Origin of the sequence: Pseudomonas sp. Sample_22, assembly GCF_004307635.1 — a bacterium.
GTDB lineage: Bacteria > Pseudomonadota > Gammaproteobacteria > Pseudomonadales > Pseudomonadaceae > Aquipseudomonas.
The window spans coordinates 36,744-56,749 of sequence record NZ_RCNY01000066.1 but is presented as its reverse complement, the minus strand read 5'-3'; the positions used below and the strand labels follow the sequence as shown (position 1 = coordinate 56,749).

Genomic DNA, 20,006 nt, shown 5'->3' with positions numbered 1-20,006 from the left:
AACCTGATTAAGCCGACAGCTCAACCAATAGCTTGTTCAGTCGACGTACGTAGGCCGCCGGATCTTTCAAGCTGTCGCCGGCCGCCAGGGCCGCCTGATCGAAGAGGATGTGCGACAGGTCGCCGAAGCGCTCGTCGCTCTGCTCATTGTCGAGCTTCTCGATCAGCGGGTGAGCCGGGTTGAATTCGAAGATCGGCTTCGAATCCGGAACCTTCTGCCCGCTGGCTTCGAGGATCTGGCGCATTTGCAGACCGAGGTCCTGCTCGCCAATGGCCAGGATCGCCGGGGAATCGGTCAGACGATGGGAAACCCGAACTTCGGCTACGGACTCGCCCAGCGCCGTCTTCAGACGCTCAACCAGACCTTCTTTGGACTTGGCGACTTCTTCAGCGGCCTTCTTGTCCTCTTCCGAGTCCAGGTTGCCGAGGTCCAGGTCACCGCGTGCCACGTCGACAAAGCTCTTGCCGTCGAAATCGTTGAGGTAGCTCATCAGCCACTCGTCGATGCGGTCGGTCAGCAGCAGCACTTCGATGCCCTTCTTGCGGAAGACTTCAAGGTGCGGGCTGTTTTTGACTTGTGCGTAGGTTTCGCCAGTCAGGTAGTAAATCTTGTCCTGACCTTCCTTGGCACGCGCCAGGTAATCGGCCAGGCCAACAACCTGCTCGCCATCGTCGCCATGGGTCGATGCGAAACGCAACAGGCCGGCGATCTTTTCCTTGTTGGCGAAATCTTCTGCCGGGCCTTCTTTCATGACCTGGCCGAAGTTCTTCCAGAAGCCCTTGTATTGTTCAGGCTCGTTTTTCGCCAGTTTTTCCAGCATGTCGAGCACGCGCTTGGTCAGCGCCGACTTCATGGAGTCGATGATCGGGTCTTTCTGCAGGATTTCCCGCGACACGTTCAACGACAGGTCGTTGGAGTCGACCACACCTTTGATGAAGCGCAGGTACAGCGGCAGGAACGATTCGGCCTGGTCCATGACGAACACACGCTGTACGTACAACTTCAGGCCTTTCGGCGCTTCACGCTGGTACAGGTCGAACGGAGCACGGGCTGGCACGTACAGCAACGAACTGTATTCCAGCTTGCCTTCGACTTTGTTGTGGCTCCAGCTCAGCGGGTTTTCGAAGTCGTGAGCGATGTGCTTGTAGAACTCCTGGTATTCCTCGTCCTTGATTTCGGTACGCGGACGAGTCCAGAGCGCGCTGGCGCGGTTGACGGTTTCCCATTCAACGGCTGGCTTCTCTTCACCTTCAGCGGCCGCCACTTCTTTGGGCAGCTCGATTGGCAAGGCGATGTGGTCGGAGTACTTCTTGATGATGTTACGCAGACGCCAGCCATCGGCGAATTCGTCTTCGCCCGATTTCAGGTGGAGAACGATGCGGGTGCCGCGCTCGGCTTTGTCGATGGTTGCAACTTCGAAATCGCCTTCGCCCTTGGATGACCAGTGCACGCCTTCGCTGGCGGCGGTGCCGGCACGACGGCTGTACACGTCGACTTTGTCAGCGACGATGAATGCGGAGTAGAAACCGACACCGAATTGACCGATCAGGTGCGAATCTTTCTTCTGGTCGCCGGTCAGGTGCTTCATGAAGTCGGCAGTGCCGGATTTGGCGATGGTGCCCAGATGGGTGATCGCATCTTCACGGCTCATGCCGATACCGTTGTCTTCGAGGGTGACGGTTTTAGCGTCCTTGTCGAAGCTCACACGGATTTTCAGTTCGGCGCCGCCTTCCAGCAGGTCTGGCTTGGACAGCGCTTCGAAACGTAATTTGTCTACAGCGTCAGAGGCGTTCGAGATCAGTTCGCGAAGGAAGATTTCCTTGTTGGAATACAGCGAATGGATCATGAGGTGCAGCAGTTGCTTCACCTCGGTCTGGAAGCCCAGGGTTTCCTTTTGAGTTTCCACACTCATGGTCATCAAACTCCAATCAGATGGCATTGGCCGCGACCTTGAGCGGTCGGCGGCGGGTTGTCATCAGAGTTGGGGGCTCAGTTCAGGATTTCAAGGGCTCCTCGAGTTTGAAATGCGCCCGGGCTGTGGCGATGGGCTCGCCTTCGGTGGTTTGCCAGGCGGTAATCGCCACATTGGCCACCCGCCGCCCCTGACGGCAGACCTGGCACCTGGCCCAGGTATCACGGAATTGCCCGGCGCGCAGGTAATCGAGGGAAAAATCGATAATCTTCGGCACCCCCGGCGATCCGGTGGCAATCAGTAGATGCAGCGCCGCGGACAGTTCCATGAAGCCGGCGATCACGCCGCCATGGATCGCAGGCAATAAAGGGTTACCAATGTTGTCCTTGTTGGCCGGCAGGCGGAACAGCAAGTCATCGCCCACCCGCGAACATTCGACACCGATCAACCCGGCGTAGGGAATCAATTGCAGCAGCGAGCTGTACTCGCCCTTCTCATGGGCCGCCTGCAGTCGTTCTTGAAAATCGCTCATTTCCTGACTCCGGCGATGGCGCCACCAAAACCCTTGGTGCCCTTGATGTTCTTGCCCATGCGCATGAACGTGCCCACGACATGGGCAATTGGTTGTTCAGGATCGTCCTGATAGGCAAAGCCGCGGGCGAAAATCACGTCGGTGGTGACCCGGTAACACTGGGCGAAGCCGTAGACATCTTTATGCGGCTCGGCGGCATGCATGTAATCGATGCGCAGATCGAGGGTCGGACAGACTTCAAACTCGGGCAGCACACAGAGTGTGGACATACCGCATGCGGTGTCCATCAGCGATGTCAGTGCGCCGCCGTGAATGACGCCTGTCTGTGGGTTTCCAACGATTTGCGGACTGTAAGGCAGTACCACCGTAAGCCCCTCGGTACTCGCGCTGTGAACCCGCAAACCGAGTACCTGACAATGTCGAAGCGCCGACAGAAATCGCGTCGCACGCTCAAAAACGGGGTTTTCGGCCATTTGATAAATACTCTTGTTTAACATTCGGACAGTGCAGTAACAGTCCGGGTAAAAGTTCCGTTTTAGAACAAACTTATATATCTGAACAAAGTGAGGAACTTAACCCTGACGGCTGGGCTCTTAAGGCCAGATAGATATTTTCCATAAGGAGAAACACCCCATGCGTAAGACTTTAGCTATTGCCTTGATGTTGACCGCTTCCCTCGGTCTCGCTGCCTGCGATAAAAAATCCGAGGACAAAGCTCAAGATGCAGCCAAACATGCTGAGCAAGCTCAGCAAGACATGAACAAAGCTCAGGATAAAGTGAACGACGCGGCGAAAGAAAACGCCGAAGCCGCCAAAGATCAGGCTGAATCGAACGCAGAAGCTGCTAAAGAAGCAGCGCCTAAAAACTAAACCGGTTTTTAGCGTCGAAAAAGAAAACCCGCCAAGTGCGGGTTTTCTTTTGCCTGATTTTTTTGCAATGTCAGCGCTAAAGCAAAATCGTGCGAAAAGTCGGACTAATCATCAACAACAACGAGCAGATTAATCCCACTAGCCAAACCAGACTGCGCTGCCACGCCAGATCCTTCCAGTAACACACCAAATAGAGAACTCGCGAGATCACGAAGATGATCGCCAACAAGTCGATGAGCCAGCCCGCTGTCTGCGTGGTATGCGCCATCAGCACGCCAACCGCGAACAATATGAACGCCTCAAAACTGTTCTGATGTGCCGCTACCGCACGAGCCCCCAACCCCGTGAGTTGCGCTTGCTGTTGGCGCGGCAAGTGGTTGTCGTAGCCGCCCTGCTCTTTCATGGCCGTGGTCACGGGCATCCGCGCCACATAAATCAGTACGGCACTGATAAACACACACCAGAATGGAATACTCATCAAGCAGCCTCTTTATTCACCTCGGGCATTGGTGCCTCTGTAGGGGTATAGACCATCACGTCGAGAACGTCGGAGTGGAACTCGCGGCGATACAACACGAACACCACACCGGCACTCATCAGCATGAATAACCACGGGCTGACGAACCAGGCGAGCATGGTCATGCCGAAGTAGTAGGAGCGCAGACCGAAGTTGAACTGGTTGGCGGCCATTGAGATGACGCGCGCCGCGCGAGCGGCAAAGGCCTTGCGCTCCTGTTCGGACACATGGCGCTCACCGACCATGGGGGCCGAGCCAACCAGAATGGCTGCGAAGTTGTACTGACGCATGCACCAGCTAAAGGTAAAGAATGCATAGACAAACACCAGCGCCAGACACAGCAACTTGATCTCCGACATGCCCTGGGAGGCCTGTTGCACCATCGGGATATCCGCCAACAGCGAGACCGCTCGCTCCGATGCGCCGAGCACGGTGAGAATACCCGCCAGGATAATCAACGTGCTGGAGGCGAAGAACGAGGCGTTGCGCTCCAGATTGCCGATCACGCTGGCGTCGGCGATGCGGTTGTCGCGCAGCAGCATGCGGCGCATCCAGTCTTCGCGATAGAGGTGCAGAACGCTGGCCAGGCACGCCGTGTCACGGCCCTTCCAGGTGGCATAACGTGTGTAACCGCCCCAGCAGATGACAAACCAGATGGCGGCAAGAATGTGGATCAGGTTGGCGTGAATGAACGACATGCAATTCCCTGTGAGACGGTGGCGACGGTGAAACCTGTAAGAGCGAGGCTTGCCCGCGAAAGCGATAGACCATTCAACCGATACATCGACTGACATACCGCATTCGCAGGCAAGCCTCGCTCCTGCACAGGTAGTGCTTCGACGTTAGCTCAGGGAAAAAGACACTGCCTCAAACCCATAAAAAAATGCCCCGTATCGATTGATACGGGGCATTTCTGTTTCTGCCTGTCAGCCCGCTTGTGACGGGTCGGCAATGCTTACGCCAGCGCTTCTTCGCGCTTGCCCAACAGACGGTCGCAAACCACGGCGACCACCAGGGTCATCACCGACGGCACCAGCCAGGCCAGTCCCTGCTCGCTCAGTGGCAGATGCGCCATTTGACTCGGCATCCAGTCCGCCAGACCAGCACCCTTGAGGGCGTCAATCATGCCGAAGATGAACGACACCAGCATGACCGGGCCGAGGATGCGACCCTGCTCATGCCAGAAATCCTTGCAGAAGCTCAGCGCCACCAGAACGATGCACGGCGGGTAGATCGCGGTAAGCACCGGGATCGAGAACGCAATCAGCTTGGTCAGGCCCAGGTTGGACACCAGCAGCGAGAAGGCGGCAAGAATGATCACCAGCGTCTTGTAGGACAGCGGCACCACACGACTGAAGTACTCGGCGCAGGCACAGGTCAGACCGACCGCCGTCACCAGGCACGCCAGGGAGATCAACACTGCAAGGAAGCCACTGCCCAACGAACCGAACGTGTGCTGCACGTAGGCGTGCAATACCGCCGCGCCATTGGTCGCGCCGGCGGCTACTTCGTGGCTACCCGAACCGAGGCGGAACAGGCTGACGTAAACCAGTGCCAGCCCTACACCGGCAATCAGCCCGGCGATGATCGCGTAACGAGTGATCAGCGCTGGCGATTCGACACCGCGGGAGCGGATCGCGTTGACGATGACGATACCGAATACCAGGGCACCCAAGGTATCCATGGTCAGGTAACCATTGATGAAGCCTTGGGAGAACGGTGCTGCAACGTATTCAGGGGTTGCGTGCCCGATGTCACCGGCTGGCAAGGCGAACGCGGCAATGCCCAGCACGGCCAGGGCGATGATTTTCAGCGGCGCAAGGAAGCGCCCAACAGTGTCGAGCAAACGCCCCGGATACAGCGAGATGAAGAACACCAGCAGAAAGTACACCGAGCTATAGAGGAACAGCGCCAACGGACTCTCACCGGTCAATGGCGCCAGGCCCACTTCGAAAGATACGGTGGCCGTACGCGGCGTCGCGAACAACGGACCGACCGCGAGGTAGCAAGCCGCTGCCAGCAGACCACCGGCGACTTTACCGATCGGGCTGCTCAGCGCGTCCATCGCGCCGCCCACCTTGGCCAGCGCCACAACCGTGATCACCGGCAGGCCGACCGCCGTGACCAGAAAGCCCAGCGCCGCCATCCAGACATGAGGTCCGGACTGCAAGCCGACGATAGGCGGGAAGATGATGTTGCCAGCCCCGACGAACAGGGCAAACGTCATAAAACCAAGTGCCAGGATGTCCTGGCCTTTCAACACTTTCATTAAGGAAATACCACACTACTGAATCGGAATTTAGAGATGGATTTCCCTATGGGTGAGGGAAATGCTGTCAGTCCGTATAAGACCGACCCTTTTAGCGCGTTGCTGCCTTGTGGGCCGCGGACGCAAAAATGGCGCGTAGCCTAACGAATTTGGCTGAAAAACGCACTGATAGAGGGCGAACATTCCGATACGCGACACTTCAATGTCGCGTTTACATATCTAAATTTCACAACCGATCTCTGTGGCGAGGGAGATTGCTCCCGCTCGGCTGCAAAGCAGACGCAAGAGGCAGGCAATAAGGTGGGTCTGGAACAATGATATTTGCAGGTTTAGGGGCCGCTTCGCGGCCCAGCGGGAGCAAGCGCCCTCGCCACAAAAGGCCTGCGAATATCTTTAATCCCGGAAACGACAAAGGCCACCCGAAGGTGGCCTTTGTTTGGTAAAGCGTCAGCTAAGCGCGAGGCTTACTTGACAGCCCAACCAGTCAGCTCGGCCAGGGCCTTGCCGATGTCTGCCAGCGAACGCACGGTTTTAACGCCTGCGTCTTGCAGCGCAGCGAATTTCTCGTCTGCAGTGCCTTTGCCGCCAGAGATGATTGCGCCAGCATGGCCCATGCGCTTGCCCGGAGGAGCAGTCACACCAGCGATGTAGGAAACAACCGGCTTGGTCACGTGTGCCTTGATGTAGGCAGCCGCTTCTTCTTCAGCCGAACCGCCGATCTCACCGATCATCACGATCGCTTCGGTCTTCGGGTCTTCCTGGAACAGCTTCAGGATGTCGATGAAGTTCGAACCCGGGATCGGGTCACCACCGATGCCGACGCAAGTCGACTGACCGAAACCGGCGTCAGTAGTCTGCTTCACAGCTTCGTAGGTCAGGGTGCCGGAACGGGAAACGATACCGACCTTGCCTGGCAAGTGAATGTGACCTGGCATGATGCCGATCTTGCATTCGCCTGGGGTGATCACGCCTGGGCAGTTAGGGCCGATCAGGACTACGCCCAGCTCGTCGCACTTAACTTTAGCGTCCAGCATGTCCAGGGTAGGAATGCCTTCGGTGATGCACACGATCAGCTTGATGCCGCCGAAGGCAGCTTCCAGGATCGAGTCTTTGCAGAAAGGAGCCGGAACGTAGATCACGCTGGCGGTGGCGCCAGTGGCAGCTACAGCGTCTTTCACGGTGTTGAACACTGGCAGACCCAGGTGCTCGGTGCCGCCTTTGCCTGGAGTTACACCACCAACCATCTTGGTGCCGTACTCGATGGCTTGCTGGGTGTGGAAACTACCTTGCGAACCGGTAATACCCTGGCAGATAACTTTGGTGTCTTTATTGATCAGGACGCTCATTATTTGCCCTCCGCAGCTTTGACAACTTGTTGAGCAGCGTCGGTCAGGCTGGTAGCAGCGATGATGTTCAAACCGCTTTCTGCCAGTACTTTAGCGCCCAGCTCAGCGTTGTTGCCTTCAAGGCGAACAACAACCGGGATTTTCACGCCGACTTCTTTCACTGCACCGATGATGCCTTCGGCAATCATGTCGCAACGAACGATGCCGCCGAAGATGTTGACCAGTACTGCAGCGACGTTAGTGTCGGACAGGATGATCTTGAACGCTTCGGTAACGCGTTCTTTGGTAGCACCGCCGCCCACGTCGAGGAAGTTGGCTGGCTTGCCGCCATGCAGGTTGACGATGTCCATGGTACCCATGGCCAGGCCAGCACCGTTGACCATGCAACCGATGTTGCCTTCCAGCGCTACGTAGTTCAGTTCGAACTTGGCAGCGTGCGCTTCGCGCGGATCGTCTTGCGACGGATCGTGGAAAGTCTTCAGCTTAGGCTGACGGTACATGGCGTTGGCGTCGATGTTGATCTTGGCGTCCAGGCAGTGCAGATCGCCGTCAGCCTTGATCACCAGCGGGTTCACTTCCAGCAGGGCCAGGTCGTGATCCTTGAACAGCTTGGCCAGACCTACGAAGATCTTGGCGAACTGAGCAACTTGCTTACCTTCCAGACCCAGCTGGAATGCCAGCTCGCGACCCTGGAATGGCTGAGCGCCAACCAGTGGATCGATAGTGGCTTTCAGAATTTTTTCTGGAGTGTCGTGAGCGATTTTCTCGATATCCACGCCACCTTCGGTGGAAGCCATGAACACGATACGACGGCTCGAACGGTCAACGACAGCGCCCAGGTACAGCTCTTTAGCGATATCAGTGCACGATTCAACCAGGATCTTGGTGACTGGCTGACCATTGGCGTCAGTCTGGTAAGTCACCAGACGCTTGCCCAGCCACTGCTGTGCGAAGGCTTTGGCGTCTTCTTTGCTGCGAACCAGCTTGACGCCGCCCGCTTTACCGCGACCACCGGCGTGGACCTGGGCTTTGACAACCCACTCGCTGCCGCCGATTTTGTCGCAAGCTTCTGCTGCTGCTTCCGGGGTGTCTACCGCGTAACCGGTGGAAACTGGCAGGCCGTACTCAGCGAACAGCTGCTTACCCTGATACTCGTGAAGATTCATGCTTATTACCGTCTTCGTTAGGTACTGCGCATTCGGTGCTGCACTCATTCAAGTGCCGCACCACCTGTGACTGCTGCTTGCATAGCCTTCCGGATACCCGGTGCAGCTATGCAAGACTGCGTCCAGCGGATATTCCGCGGTGAGTCTTGCATGCAAGGCTCACGACGGGCCAAACCGCCGTGGTTTCTTATTATCTCTTAACGCTTCTTGCGGTTGGCGATGTGGATGGCGCCGCCATTCACTGCCAGAGCAGCTTCGTGCAAGGCTTCAGACAGGGTCGGATGGGAGAAAACCATCATGCCCAGGTCTTCAGCGCTGGTGCCGAACTCCATACCGATCGCGCCCTGCTGAACCAGTTCGGCAGCGCTTGGGCCAATCACGTGGACGCCCAGTACGCGGTCTGTCTTGGCATCGGCGATGACCTTGACGAAACCACCGGTATCGTTGGCAGCCATGGCACGGCCGGAGGCTGCGAACGGGAAGGTGCCGACGTTAACTTCAACGCCTTCAGCTTTCAAGGCCTGCTCGGTTTTACCGACCCACGCGATTTCCGGGTGAGTATAAATAACCGAAGGGATCAAATCATAGTTCATCTGGGCCTTGTGGCCCTTGATGCGCTCGACAACCATGATGCCTTCTTCGGACGCCTTGTGCGCCAGCATCATGCCGCGAACCACGTCACCGATGGCGTAAACGCCCGGTACAGTGGTAGCGCAATGATCATCAACGTGCACGAAACCGCGCTCGTCCAGGGTCACGCCGCAGTCGGCAGCCAGCAGATCAGTGGTCACCGGACGGCGACCAACGGCTACGATCAGCTTGTCGAAAGTGATGTTCTGTTCGCCGTTGGCATCGGTGTAGTTCACAACGACTTCGTCGCCGTTGACTTTCGAGCCGGTCACGCGAGCGCCCAGCTTGATGTCCAGGCCCTGTTTGGTCAGGGTTTTCAGCGCTTCCTTGGAAACAGCGGTGTCGGCTGCCATCAGGAAGGTGTCCAGGGCTTCCAGGACAGTCACTTCTGCACCCAGACGCGACCAGACCGAACCCAGTTCCAGACCGATAACGCCGGCGCCGATCACGCCCAGACGCTTAGGTACGGATTGGAATTCCAGGGCGCCGGTGGAGTCGACGATCACATTCTGGTCAACCGGAGCTGGCGGAATGTCGATCGGGCGCGAACCTGGAGCCAGGATCACGTTCTCGGCTTCGATGATTTCTACCGAGCCATCAGGCTTGGTGACTTCGACTTTCTTGCCGGCCAGCAGCTTGCCGTGACCTTCAATGGAAGTCACACCGTTGGCTTTGAACAGGGTCGCAACGCCAGAGGTCAGGCCTTTGACGATGGTGGCCTTGCGGCCGACCATTGCTGGCACGTCCATGGTCACGCCAGCGTGATTGATACCGTGGATCGCGAAGCCTTCTTTGGCTTCCTTGTACTTCCACGAGCTATCCAGCAGGGCCTTGGATGGAATGCAGCCGACGTTCAGGCAGGTACCGCCCAGCGCGAGTTTGCCTTCCTTGTCGGTGTACTTCTCGATGCAGGCAGTGCTGAGGCCGAGTTGGGCGGCCTTGATGGCAGCCACATAGCCGCCAGGGCCAGCGCCGATCACTACTACGTCAAATTTCTGCGACATTCAAAAAATCCTCTTTAGCGAAAAGCTTCAAGCCGCAAGCTGCAAGCCAAGCTGCGGGTTTTCCGACAGCTCGAGCTTGCAGCTCATGGCTGCTTCTATCAGATATCCAGCAACAGACGAGCCGGATCTTCCAGCAGGTTCTTGATGGTCACCAGGAAGGTCACAGCTTCTTTGCCATCGATCAGACGGTGATCGTAGGACAGAGCCAGGTACATCATCGGACGGATAACGACCTGGCCGTTGATGGCCATTGGGCGCTGGATGATGTTGTGCATGCCCAGGATAGCGGCTTGTGGCGGGTTGACGATCGGAGTCGACATCATCGAACCGAAAGTACCACCGTTGGTGATGGTGAAAGTACCACCGGTCATTTCGTCCATCGACAGTTTGCCGTCACGGGCTTTCTTGCCGAAGGTGGCGATGCCGCCTTCGATTTCAGCCAGGCTCATCAGTTCGGCGTTGCGCAGAACCGGTACAACCAGGCCGCGATCGCTGGAAACTGCAACGCCGACGTCAGCGTAGCCGTGGTAAACGATGTCGCCGCCATCGATCGAAGCGTTGACAGCCGGGAAGCGTTTCAGCGCTTCGGTGGCCGCTTTCACGAAGAACGACATGAAGCCCAAACGCACGCCGTTATGGCTCTTCTCAAAGAGATCCTTGTACTTCGAACGCAACGCCATGACCTCGGTCATGTCGACTTCGTTGAAAGTGGTCAGCATCGCCATGTTCGACTGAGCTTCAACCAGACGCTTGGCCACGGTGGCACGAACGCGGGTCATCGGCACGCGCTTCTCGATGCGGTCGCCAGCGGCGAACACAGGAGCAGCAGCCGAAGGAGCAGCAGCCTTGGCAGGCGCGGCAGCCGGAGCGGCTTTCTTGGCAGCAACAGCTGCAACCACGTCTTCCTTGGTCACACGACCGCCTTTGCCAGTACCGGCAACGGAAGCAATGTTGATGCCGTTTTCTTCAGCCAGCTTGCGAGCAGCAGGAGCGGCGACTGGATCGTCTTCGCCTTCGGCAGCTGGAGCAGCGGCTTGTGCGGCGGCCGGAGCAGCAGCGGCAGCCGGGGCAGCAGCAGCGCCGCCCGCCTCGATGGAGCCCAGCACTTCGTCGGACAGAACAGTGTCGCCTTCGTTCTTGACGATAGCGCCCAGCACGCCGTCAGCAGTGGCCAACACTTCCAGCACAACCTTGTCGGTTTCGATGTCGACGATCAGGTCGTCACGCTTTACAGCGTCGCCCGGTTGTTTGTGCCAGGTGGCAACGGTGCCATCGGCAACCGATTCCGGGAAAGTGGGGGCTTTGATTTCGATAGCCATTATCTGTGGGTCCTTAAATTCGGTTTCAGGTGCGCGAAGGCGTTAAACAGTAAAGGCCGCTTGCAGCAATTGTTCCTGCTGCTCGGCGTGCATCGATGCGTAACCGCATGCCGGTGCAGCAGAAGCCTCACGGCCCGCGTACTCAAGTACGAGAGACTTGTTGAGGTTGCTGATGCTGCGACGCATGTGGTGTTGGCTGCAGTACCACGCACCCTGGTTCATCGGCTCTTCCTGACACCAAACGGCATGCTTGGCGTTGGTGTAAGGAGCCAGGACTTCTTTCAAGTCATCCTCAGGGAATGGGTACAGCTGCTCGATACGCACGATGGCGATATCGTCACGGCCTTCGGCACGGCGTTTTTCCAGCAGGTCGTAGTAGACCTTGCCGCTACACAGAACAACGCGCTCGACCTTTTTCGGGTCCAGGGCATCGATTTCCGGGATAACGGTCTGGAACGAACCTTCGGCCAGATCTTCCAGGGTCGAGATGGCCAGTTTGTGGCGCAGCAGCGACTTCGGAGTCAGGACTACCAGCGGCTTGCGCAGCGGGCGGATCACCTGACGGCGCAGCAAGTGGTAGATCTGAGCCGGCGTCGTCGGCATGCACACCTGAATGTTGTGCTCGGCGCACAACTGCAGGTAACGCTCCAGACGAGCCGAGGAGTGCTCCGGCCCCTGACCTTCATAACCGTGTGGCAGCAGCATGGTCAGGCCGCACAGACGGCCCCACTTGTGCTCGCCACTGGTGATGAACTGGTCGATCACGACCTGGGCGCCGTTGGCGAAGTCGCCGAACTGGGCTTCCCAGATAACCAGCGCGTTCGGCGTGGTGGTCGAATAACCGTATTCGAACGCCAGCACCGCTTCTTCGGACAGGAACGAGTCGTACAGGTCGAAGCGTGGCTGACCGTCGTACAGGTTCTGCAGCGGGATGTAGGTGCCCGCGTCTTTTTGGTTGTGCAGCACGGCATGACGGTGCGAGAACGTACCGCGGCCGATGTCCTGGCCGGTCATGCGGATCGGGTGACCTTCGAACGCCAGGGTCGCGTACGCCATGGTTTCGGCGTAACCCCAGTTGATCGGCAGGCCGCCGGCTTGCATCTTCTGACGGTCTTCGTAGATCTTCGCGACCTGGCGCTGAACCACGAAGCCTTCCGGAATTTCCAGCAGCTTGGCGGACAGTTCCTGCAGGGTCTTCAGATCGAAACGAGTGTCGTGACGCGCGGTCCAGGCGTGGCCCAGATACGGACGCCAGTCCACGAACAACTCTTTGTTCGGCTCTTTGACCAGGCTTTTCACTACGTGCAGACCGTTGTCCAGCGCGTTGCGGTATTCGTCGACTTTCGCCTGAACACGCTCTGCGTCAAGTACACCGGCCTGGGTCAGACGATCGGCATACAGCTCACGGGTGGTGCGCTGCTTGGTGATCTGCTGATACATCAGAGGCTGGGTACCGCTTGGCTCGTCGGCCTCGTTGTGGCCGCGACGACGGTAGCAGACCAGATCGATCACCACGTCACGCTTGAACTGCATGCGGTAGTCGATGGCCAGCTGGGTCACGAACAGGACGGCTTCCGGATCATCACCATTCACATGGAGGATCGGCGCCTGGATCATTTTCGCGACGTCGGTGGCGTACTCGGTGGAACGCGAGTCCAGCGGGTTGCTGATGGTGAAACCGACCTGGTTGTTGATCACGATGTGCACGGTACCGCCGGTCTTGAAACCGCGGGTCTGCGACATCTGGAAGGTTTCCATCACCACGCCCTGACCTGCGAAAGCAGCGTCACCGTGGATGGAGATCGGCAGGACTTTTTCACCGGTAGGGTCGTTACGACGATCCTGACGGGCACGAACCGAACCTTCGACCACTGGCGATACGATTTCCAGGTGGGACGGGTTGAAGGCCATGGCCAGGTGCACTTCACCGCCGGTGGTCATCACGTTGGACGAGAAGCCCTGGTGGTATTTAACGTCACCGGAACCGAGCTCGACCTTCTTCTTGCCTTCAAACTCGTCGAACAACTCGCGCGGGTTCTTGCCGAAGGTGTTGACCAGCACGTTCAGACGGCCACGGTGGGCCATGCCAATGACGATTTCCTTGGTGCCGTACGAGCCGGAACGCTGGATCAACTCGTCGAGCATCGGAATCAGGCTCTCGCCGCCTTCCAGACCGAAACGCTTGGTACCCGGGTATTTGGTGCCCAGGTATTTCTCCAGGCCTTCACCGGCGGTCACGCGCTCAAGCAAATGGCTCTTGATGTCGGCGGAGTACGTCGGACGGCCGCGCACGCTTTCCAGACGCTGCTGGAACCACTGGCGCTGCTCGGAATCGGTGATGTGCGTGAATTCAGCGCCGATGGTGCGGCAATATGTCTGCTGCAACGCTTCGTGAATTTCGCGTAGGCTCGCTTCCTCTTTGCCGATGAACAGGTCGCCGGCACGGAAGGTCGTATCAAGATCGGCATTGGTCAAGCCGTAATGATTGATCGACAGGTCTGCAGGTGCAGGACGCTGCCACAGCCCCAGCGGGTCAAGCTGGGCTGCCTGGTGGCCACGCATACGGTAGGCCTGGATCAATCGCAGCACTTCAACTTGCTTCTTCTCGTGCTCACTGCTCACGCTGCCGGCGGAAACCGGTTGGGCGCGGCGCTGGTTCTTTGCCAGCAAGACGAAATGATCGCGAATTGTGGAGTGCGAAACATCGGTGGCAGAGTTGCCGTCAGCTGGCAACTTCTGGAAGTAGGTGCGCCACTCTTCTGGCACAGCGTTAGGGTCGTGCAGGTAGAGCTCGTAGAGCTCTTCCACATAGGCAGCGTTACTACCGGATAGGTAGGCGCTGTTCCACATGCGCTGCATCACGCTTTCTTGCATGCTTGGTCACCCTCGGTTAGGGGAACACCACCGGTGTCGACACCGAGCAAACTTGCAGAAGTCCGAATGCAGCGACCAAAACAAGCCACTAGGATCACACTGATAGTCCGGGTACCAGCCCGGATGCCCCTGCTTGTCTCATTTCTTCAAAATAAGAGCCGCAGCCTTATAAGCTGCTGCTCAGGTTAAAACTACGGCGCCGGTTGAAGCCTGCGCCGCAGCATCTACGGGTACAGCGGTACTACATTTGCAGCAGCTGAATCACACGCCGCTTTGCAGCAACATGTTACGGATGTGACCGATGGCCTTAGTCGGGTTCAGGCCTTTCGGACATACGTTGACGCAGTTCATGATCCCGCGGCAGCGGAATACGCTGAACGGGTCATCCAGCGAAGCCAGTCGCTCGGTAGTCTTGGTATCGCGGCTGTCTGCCAGGAAGCGGTACGCTTGCAGCAGGGCAGCCGGGCCCAGGAACTTGTCCGGGTTCCACCAGAAGGACGGGCAAGAGGTCGAGCAGCAAGCGCACAGGATGCACTCGTACAGACCGTCGAGCTTTTCACGCTCTTCCGGGGACTGCAGACGCTCGATGGCCGGAGCCGGCGTGTCGTTCTGCAGGAATGGCTTAACCTTCTCGTATTGCTTGTAGAAGATGCTCATATCGACGACCAGGTCACGGATAACCGGCAAACCTGGCAGAGGACGAACGATCAACTTGTTACCTTTTACAACAGCAGACAGTGGCGTGACGCAGGCCAGGCCGTTCTTGCCGTTGATGTTCATGCCGTCGGAACCACATACGCCTTCACGGCAAGAGCGACGATAGGAGAAACCTTCGTCCTGCTCTTTGATCAGGGCCAGTACGTCCAGCACCATCAGGTCTTTACCACCGGTATCGACCTGGAATTCCTGCATGAACGGCGCGGCGTCCTGATCAGGGTTGTAACGATAAACGCTGACTTGCAACATGGCGGCCACCCTTAATAAGTCCGAATCTTAGGTTCAAAAGTCGGAACAGTCTTCGGCGAGAAGTTCACAGCACGCTTGGTCACGCGCTTGTCACCCGGGAAGTACAGGGTGTGGCACAGCCAGTTTTCGTCGTCACGATCTTCGAAGTCTTCACGGGCGTGAGCGCCGCGGGACTCTTTACGAACTTCGGCAGCGATGGCGGTAGCTTCAGCCACTTCCAGCAGGTTTTGCAGTTCCAGAGCTTCGATACGCGCGGTGTTGAACGCTTGCGACTTATCGTTGATCTTGACGTTGGCGATGCGCTTGCGCAGATCGGCCAGCTGGGCAATACCCTTCTGCATGTATTCGCCGGTACGGAATACACCGAAGTAGTTCTGCATGCAGTTTTGCAGTTCGCGACGCAGGGTCGCCACGTCTTCGCCCTCGGTACGCTCGTTCAGAGCGGACAGGCGCGCCAGGGCAGCTTCGATGTTGGCGTCGGTGGCGTCGTCGTATTCGATACCGTCGGTCAGCGCCTTTTCCAGGTGCAGGCCGGCAGCGCGACCGAATACCACCAGGTCGAGCAGCGAGTTGCCGCCCAGACGGTTGGCACCGTGAACCGATACGCAAGCCACTTCGCCCACGGCGAACAAGCCAGGGATGATGGCGTCGGCGCCGTCAGCGTCCTGAGTGATCGCCTGGCCATGAATGTTGGTGGCAACGCCGCCCATCATATAGTGGCAGGTCGGAACAACCGGAACCGGAGCAACCACCGGGTCAACGTGTGCGAAAGTCTTCGACAGTTCGCAGATGCCTGGCAGACGGCTGTGCAGCACTTCCTCGCCCAGGTGGTCGAGCTTGAGCATTACGTGGTCGCCATTCGGACCGCAACCATTGCCGGCGATGATTTCTTTAACCATCGAACGGGCAACTACGTCACGACCGGCAAGGTCTTTGGCGTTCGGAGCGTAACGCTCCATGAAACGCTCGCCGTGCTTGTTGATCAGGTAACCACCTTCACCACGGCAACCTTCTGTAACCAGTACACCGGCGCCGGCGATGCCGGTCGGGTGGAACTGCCACATTTCAATGTCTTGTACCGGTACGCCGGCACGCAGCGCCATGCCAACGCCGTCACCGGTGTTGATCAGGGCATTGGTGGTCGAAGCGTAGATACGACCTGCACCGCCGGTGGCCAGCACGGTGGCCTTGGCACGGATGTAGGTGGTTTCGCCGGTTTCGATGCAGATGGCGATAACACCGACGAACTCGCCTTGAGCGTTCTTCACCAGGTCAACAGCGTAGTACTCGTTCAGGAACGTGGTACCGGCTTTCAGGTTGCCCTGATAAAGGGTGTGCAGCAGCGCGTGACCGGTACGGTCGGAAGCGGCGCAGGTACGGGCAGCCTGCCCGCCTTTACCGTAATCCTTCGACTGACCGCCGAATGGACGCTGGTAGATACGGCCTTGCTCGGTACGCGAGAACGGCAGACCCATGTGGTCCAGCTCGAAAACGGCAGCCGGGCCTTCCTGACACATGTATTCGATAGCGTCCTGGTCACCGATGTAGTCGGAACCCTTGACGGTATCGTACATGTGCCAGCGCCAGTCATCGTTCGGGTCAGCCGACGCGATGGCGCAGGTGATGCCGCCCTGGGCGGATACAGTGTGCGAACGGGTCGGGAACACCTTGGTGATCACGGCAGTCTTGTGACCACCTTGTGCCAGTTGCAGCGCTGCGCGCATGCCGGCACCGCCACCACCAATAATGATGGCGTCGAAAGAAATCGTTGGAATGTTAGCCATGAATCAGATACCCCAGAGAATCTGCACACCCCAGACGAAGTAAGCGAACATCGCAACGCCGCATACTGCCTGGAAAAGGAAACGTACTGCAGTCGCGGACTTGCCCAGCGCCATCGGCGTCAGGTAGTCGGTCGCGATGGTCCACATGCCGACCCAGGCGTGAGCGCCCAGGGCCACGAGGGCCAGCAGACTGAAGATACGCATCCCGTTGTGGGCGAACAGGCCGTGCCATTGGTCGTAGCCAATGCCCGGGTTCGCAGCGAGGTATCCGATCAGGAAAATGAAATAAGCCGCGAGAACGACCGCAGACACACGTTGCGCCATCCAGTCATAAAGGCCGGAACGCGAAAGGTTCGTAACGCTGGTTACCATATCCAAACTCCTGCCAGAACGATCAACACCACGGAAACGGCGATGATAATTTTCGAGCCCAGGCGGCCGCCTTCCAGCGTCTCACCGATGCCCATATCCATGATCAAGTGGCGCACACCGGCTACCAGGTGATACAGAAGAGCGGACAGGAGGCCCCATGCTACGAACTTGGCCAGCGGGCTGGTCAAGCATGCCTTCACGTCGGCAAAACCTTCCTCGGAACCCAAGGACTTGCCCAATGCATAAAGCATGAAGCCAAGGCCCAGGAAGAGGATGATGCCGGAAACACGGTGAAGAAACGACGTAACGCCGGTGATGGGGAGTTTGATGGTCCTTAGGTCTAGGTTTACAGGTCGTTGGCTTTTCACGGCTTTTTTTTCACACTGAAGAGCCCCTAACAATCAGGGCAAAGTTGTTGGGGAGTGCACTGGTCAGGTAACCACCACCCAGGGATGCGACCCCCAATAAAGCAGGCCCAAAAGCCCTTGGCGGTCGGTGGCCGAGTATAGACAGTTAGGCTACTAATGACAACGCAAAGACCTAACCCAAACAGCGGATTGCGCAACGGGCATAAAAGGCGTAAATGGCAGGCAATTTCGAGAAAAAAGTACGGTTAAAGCCTTCTGGAGCAAGACTTTAGGCAAATTGACATTCGAATTTATCTCACTATAGTGGTGCGGGCCCTGCGTGGGGGGTCTGTCTGATGATTTCAAGCATAAATAGGAGGCCACATGGCTGACAAAAAAGCGCAGTTGATCATCGAGGGCGCAGCCCCCGTCGAGCTGCCCATTTTAACCGGCACCGTTGGTCCCGATGTTATCGATGTTCGGGGCCTGACGGCCACGGGCCGCTTCACCTTTGACCCAGGTTTCATGTCGACCGCCTCTTGCGAGTCGAAGATTACCTATATCGACGGCGACAACGGCATCCTGCTGCACCGCGGCTACCCGATCGAACAGCTGGCTGAAAAGTCGGACTACCTGGAAACCTGCTATCTGCTGCTCAACGGCGAACTGCCGACTGCAGAACAGAAGGCCCAGTTCGTCAGCACCGTGAAGAACCACACCATGGTTCACGAGCAGCTGAAGACCTTCTTCAACGGCTTCCGTCGCGACGCCCACCCGATGGCCGTCATGTGCGGCGTAGTCGGCGCGCTCTCGGCGTTCTACCACGACTCCCTGGACATCAATAACCCGCAGCATCGCGAAATCTCCGCGATCCGCCTGGTTGCCAAGATGCCGACCCTGGCAGCGATGGTTTACAAGTACTCCATGGGCCAACCCATGATGTACCCGCGCAACGACCTGACGTACGCGGAAAACTTCCTGCACATGATGTTCAACACCCCGTGCGAGATCAAACCGATCAGCCCGGTACTCGCCAAGGCCATGGACCGGATCTTCATCCTCCACGCCGACCACGAGCAGAACGCCTCGACGTCCACCGTGCGCCTGGCAGGTTCTTCGGGTGCCAACCCGTTCGCCTGTATCGCCGCCGGTATCGCTGCACTGTGGGGCCCTGCCCACGGTGGTGCCAACGAAGCCGTTCTGACCATGCTCGATGAGATTGGCGACGTCTCGAACATCGACAAGTACATCGCCAAGGCCAAGGACAAGAACGATCCGTTCAAACTGATGGGCTTCGGTCACCGCGTTTACAAAAACCGTGACCCACGCGCCACCGTGATGAAAAAGACCTGCGACGAAGTGTTGAAAGAACTGGGCATCCAGAACGATCCGCAACTCGAACTGGCCATGCGCCTGGAAGAGATCGCCCTGACCGACCCGTACTTCATCGAACGCTCGCTGTACCCGAACGTCGACTTCTACTCGGGGATCATCCTCAAGGCGATCGGCATTCCAACCAGCATGTTCACCGTGATCTTCGCCCTGGCGCGGACCGTTGGCTGGATCTCCCACTGGAAGGAAATGCTCTCCAGCCCGTACAAGATCGGCCGTCCACGCCAGTTGTACACCGGCTACGAGTCGCGTGACATCACCAAGCTGGAAGACCGCAAGTAAGATCTGTCTTGCTGTAGCGAGTTGAGCTGTACCGGAAACGGCCTCTATTTATATAGGGGCCGTTTTTGTTAGAGAGCCTCATCGTTCAAACATCGAGGCGAACTGGTGCCCGCCCCGATTGCAGACGTACACATTTCTCCCGCTAAACCGCAATCCCTGTGGGAGCTGGCTTGCCAGCGATGGCGTCCTGACAACCAACCACCATGCCCCTGCAGGAGCGAGCCTGCTCGCGATTGACGTAAACGCTAACGCGGGTTGCCTGAATGCCTCCGTGTTGCCTGGACGTTTTTCGCGAGCAGGCTCGCTCCTACAGTAAATCGTGCAAATCCCGCAGATTCGGTTCGATAACCGCCCAATAAAAAATGCCCCGGTCTCTCGACCGGGGCATCCTTCATTACTGCGTTACTTATATAAAAGCATCAAG

17 protein-coding genes are annotated in these 20,006 nt (G+C 57.8%); 2 read left to right on the top strand and 15 right to left on the bottom strand.

Annotation, left to right across the window (positions count from 1 at the left end):
- Nucleotides 1-7: 7 nt before the first annotated feature.
- From htpG to D8U73_RS17645, 3 genes are all read right to left on the bottom strand, one after another.
- Entirely contained in the window at nt 8-1,912 is a 1,905-nt protein-coding gene (htpG, locus tag D8U73_RS17655; RefSeq protein ID WP_056853163.1) for a molecular chaperone HtpG, read from the bottom strand.
- Nucleotides 1,913-1,994: 82 nt separating this feature from the next.
- Nucleotides 1,995-2,444, bottom strand: a complete 450-nt coding sequence (locus tag D8U73_RS17650; protein WP_056852953.1) for a PaaI family thioesterase — start codon at nt 2,442-2,444, stop codon at nt 1,995-1,997.
- Nucleotides 2,441-2,917, bottom strand: coding sequence for a PaaI family thioesterase (locus tag D8U73_RS17645; protein ID WP_056852954.1), 477 nt, complete (start codon nt 2,915-2,917; stop codon nt 2,441-2,443). The genes D8U73_RS17650 and D8U73_RS17645 overlap by 4 nt, the downstream gene beginning before the upstream one ends.
- A gap of 160 nt (nt 2,918-3,077) precedes the next feature.
- Between D8U73_RS17645 and D8U73_RS17640 the strand changes: the two genes are divergently transcribed.
- On the top strand, nt 3,078-3,314 hold the full coding sequence (locus tag D8U73_RS17640; RefSeq protein WP_056852955.1) for a hypothetical protein: 237 nt from the start codon (nt 3,078-3,080) through the stop codon (nt 3,312-3,314).
- A 76-nt stretch (nt 3,315-3,390) separates the two neighbouring features.
- Here D8U73_RS17640 and D8U73_RS17635 read toward each other — a convergent pair whose 3' ends face one another.
- The 12 genes from D8U73_RS17635 to sdhC all read right to left on the bottom strand — a co-directional run bounded on the left by D8U73_RS17635 (nt 3,391) and on the right by sdhC (nt 17,929).
- Nucleotides 3,391-3,792 carry an MAPEG family protein gene (locus D8U73_RS17635; protein ID WP_056852956.1) on the bottom strand — a complete coding sequence of 134 codons (402 nt, stop codon included), beginning with the start codon at nt 3,790-3,792 and terminating at the stop codon, nt 3,391-3,393.
- A complete protein-coding gene (locus D8U73_RS17630) occupies nt 3,792-4,529 on the bottom strand; it encodes a DUF599 family protein (protein ID WP_056852957.1) in 738 nt (245 codons plus the stop codon). The genes D8U73_RS17635 and D8U73_RS17630 overlap by 1 nt, the downstream gene beginning before the upstream one ends.
- A 257-nt stretch (nt 4,530-4,786) precedes the next feature.
- The gene (brnQ, locus tag D8U73_RS17625) at nt 4,787-6,100 is read right to left on the bottom strand and encodes a branched-chain amino acid transport system II carrier protein (RefSeq protein ID WP_056852958.1); all 1,314 of its coding nucleotides are present in this window, start codon (nt 6,098-6,100) and stop codon (nt 4,787-4,789) included.
- A gap of 464 nt (nt 6,101-6,564) precedes the next feature.
- Nucleotides 6,565-7,446, bottom strand: coding sequence for a succinate--CoA ligase subunit alpha (sucD, locus tag D8U73_RS17615; RefSeq protein ID WP_007919877.1), 882 nt, complete (start codon nt 7,444-7,446; stop codon nt 6,565-6,567).
- The gene (gene sucC, locus D8U73_RS17610) at nt 7,446-8,612 is read right to left on the bottom strand and encodes an ADP-forming succinate--CoA ligase subunit beta (protein ID WP_007919879.1); all 1,167 of its coding nucleotides are present in this window, start codon (nt 8,610-8,612) and stop codon (nt 7,446-7,448) included. Before sucC ends, sucD begins: the two co-directional genes overlap by 1 nt.
- 197 nt (nt 8,613-8,809) lie before the next feature.
- The gene (gene lpdA / locus D8U73_RS17605) at nt 8,810-10,246 is read right to left on the bottom strand and encodes a dihydrolipoyl dehydrogenase (protein ID WP_130905248.1); all 1,437 of its coding nucleotides are present in this window, start codon (nt 10,244-10,246) and stop codon (nt 8,810-8,812) included.
- 98 nt (nt 10,247-10,344) lie between these two features.
- Nucleotides 10,345-11,565, bottom strand: coding sequence for a 2-oxoglutarate dehydrogenase complex dihydrolipoyllysine-residue succinyltransferase (odhB, locus tag D8U73_RS17600; protein WP_056852960.1), 1,221 nt, complete (start codon nt 11,563-11,565; stop codon nt 10,345-10,347).
- A gap of 42 nt (nt 11,566-11,607) precedes the next feature.
- Nucleotides 11,608-14,439 (bottom strand): 2-oxoglutarate dehydrogenase E1 component, encoded by a 2,832-nt coding sequence (locus D8U73_RS17595; RefSeq protein WP_056852961.1) that lies wholly within the window; start codon nt 14,437-14,439, stop codon nt 11,608-11,610.
- A gap of 261 nt (nt 14,440-14,700) precedes the next feature.
- Nucleotides 14,701-15,405 (bottom strand): succinate dehydrogenase iron-sulfur subunit, encoded by a 705-nt coding sequence (locus D8U73_RS17590; RefSeq protein WP_056852962.1) that lies wholly within the window; start codon nt 15,403-15,405, stop codon nt 14,701-14,703.
- A gap of 11 nt (nt 15,406-15,416) precedes the next feature.
- On the bottom strand, nt 15,417-17,189 hold the full coding sequence (gene sdhA, locus D8U73_RS17585; protein ID WP_056852963.1) for a succinate dehydrogenase flavoprotein subunit: 1,773 nt from the start codon (nt 17,187-17,189) through the stop codon (nt 15,417-15,419).
- Nucleotides 17,190-17,192: 3 nt separating this feature from the next.
- The gene (gene sdhD / locus D8U73_RS17580) at nt 17,193-17,561 is read right to left on the bottom strand and encodes a succinate dehydrogenase, hydrophobic membrane anchor protein (RefSeq protein ID WP_007977503.1); all 369 of its coding nucleotides are present in this window, start codon (nt 17,559-17,561) and stop codon (nt 17,193-17,195) included.
- The gene (gene sdhC, locus D8U73_RS17575) at nt 17,555-17,929 is read right to left on the bottom strand and encodes a succinate dehydrogenase, cytochrome b556 subunit (protein WP_056852964.1); all 375 of its coding nucleotides are present in this window, start codon (nt 17,927-17,929) and stop codon (nt 17,555-17,557) included. The genes sdhD and sdhC overlap by 7 nt, the downstream gene beginning before the upstream one ends.
- A 363-nt stretch (nt 17,930-18,292) precedes the next feature.
- Between sdhC and gltA the strand changes: the two genes are divergently transcribed.
- Nucleotides 18,293-19,582 carry a citrate synthase gene (gltA, locus tag D8U73_RS17570; RefSeq protein ID WP_056852965.1) on the top strand — a complete coding sequence of 430 codons (1,290 nt, stop codon included), beginning with the start codon at nt 18,293-18,295 and terminating at the stop codon, nt 19,580-19,582.
- Nucleotides 19,583-20,006: the final 424 nt, after the last annotated feature.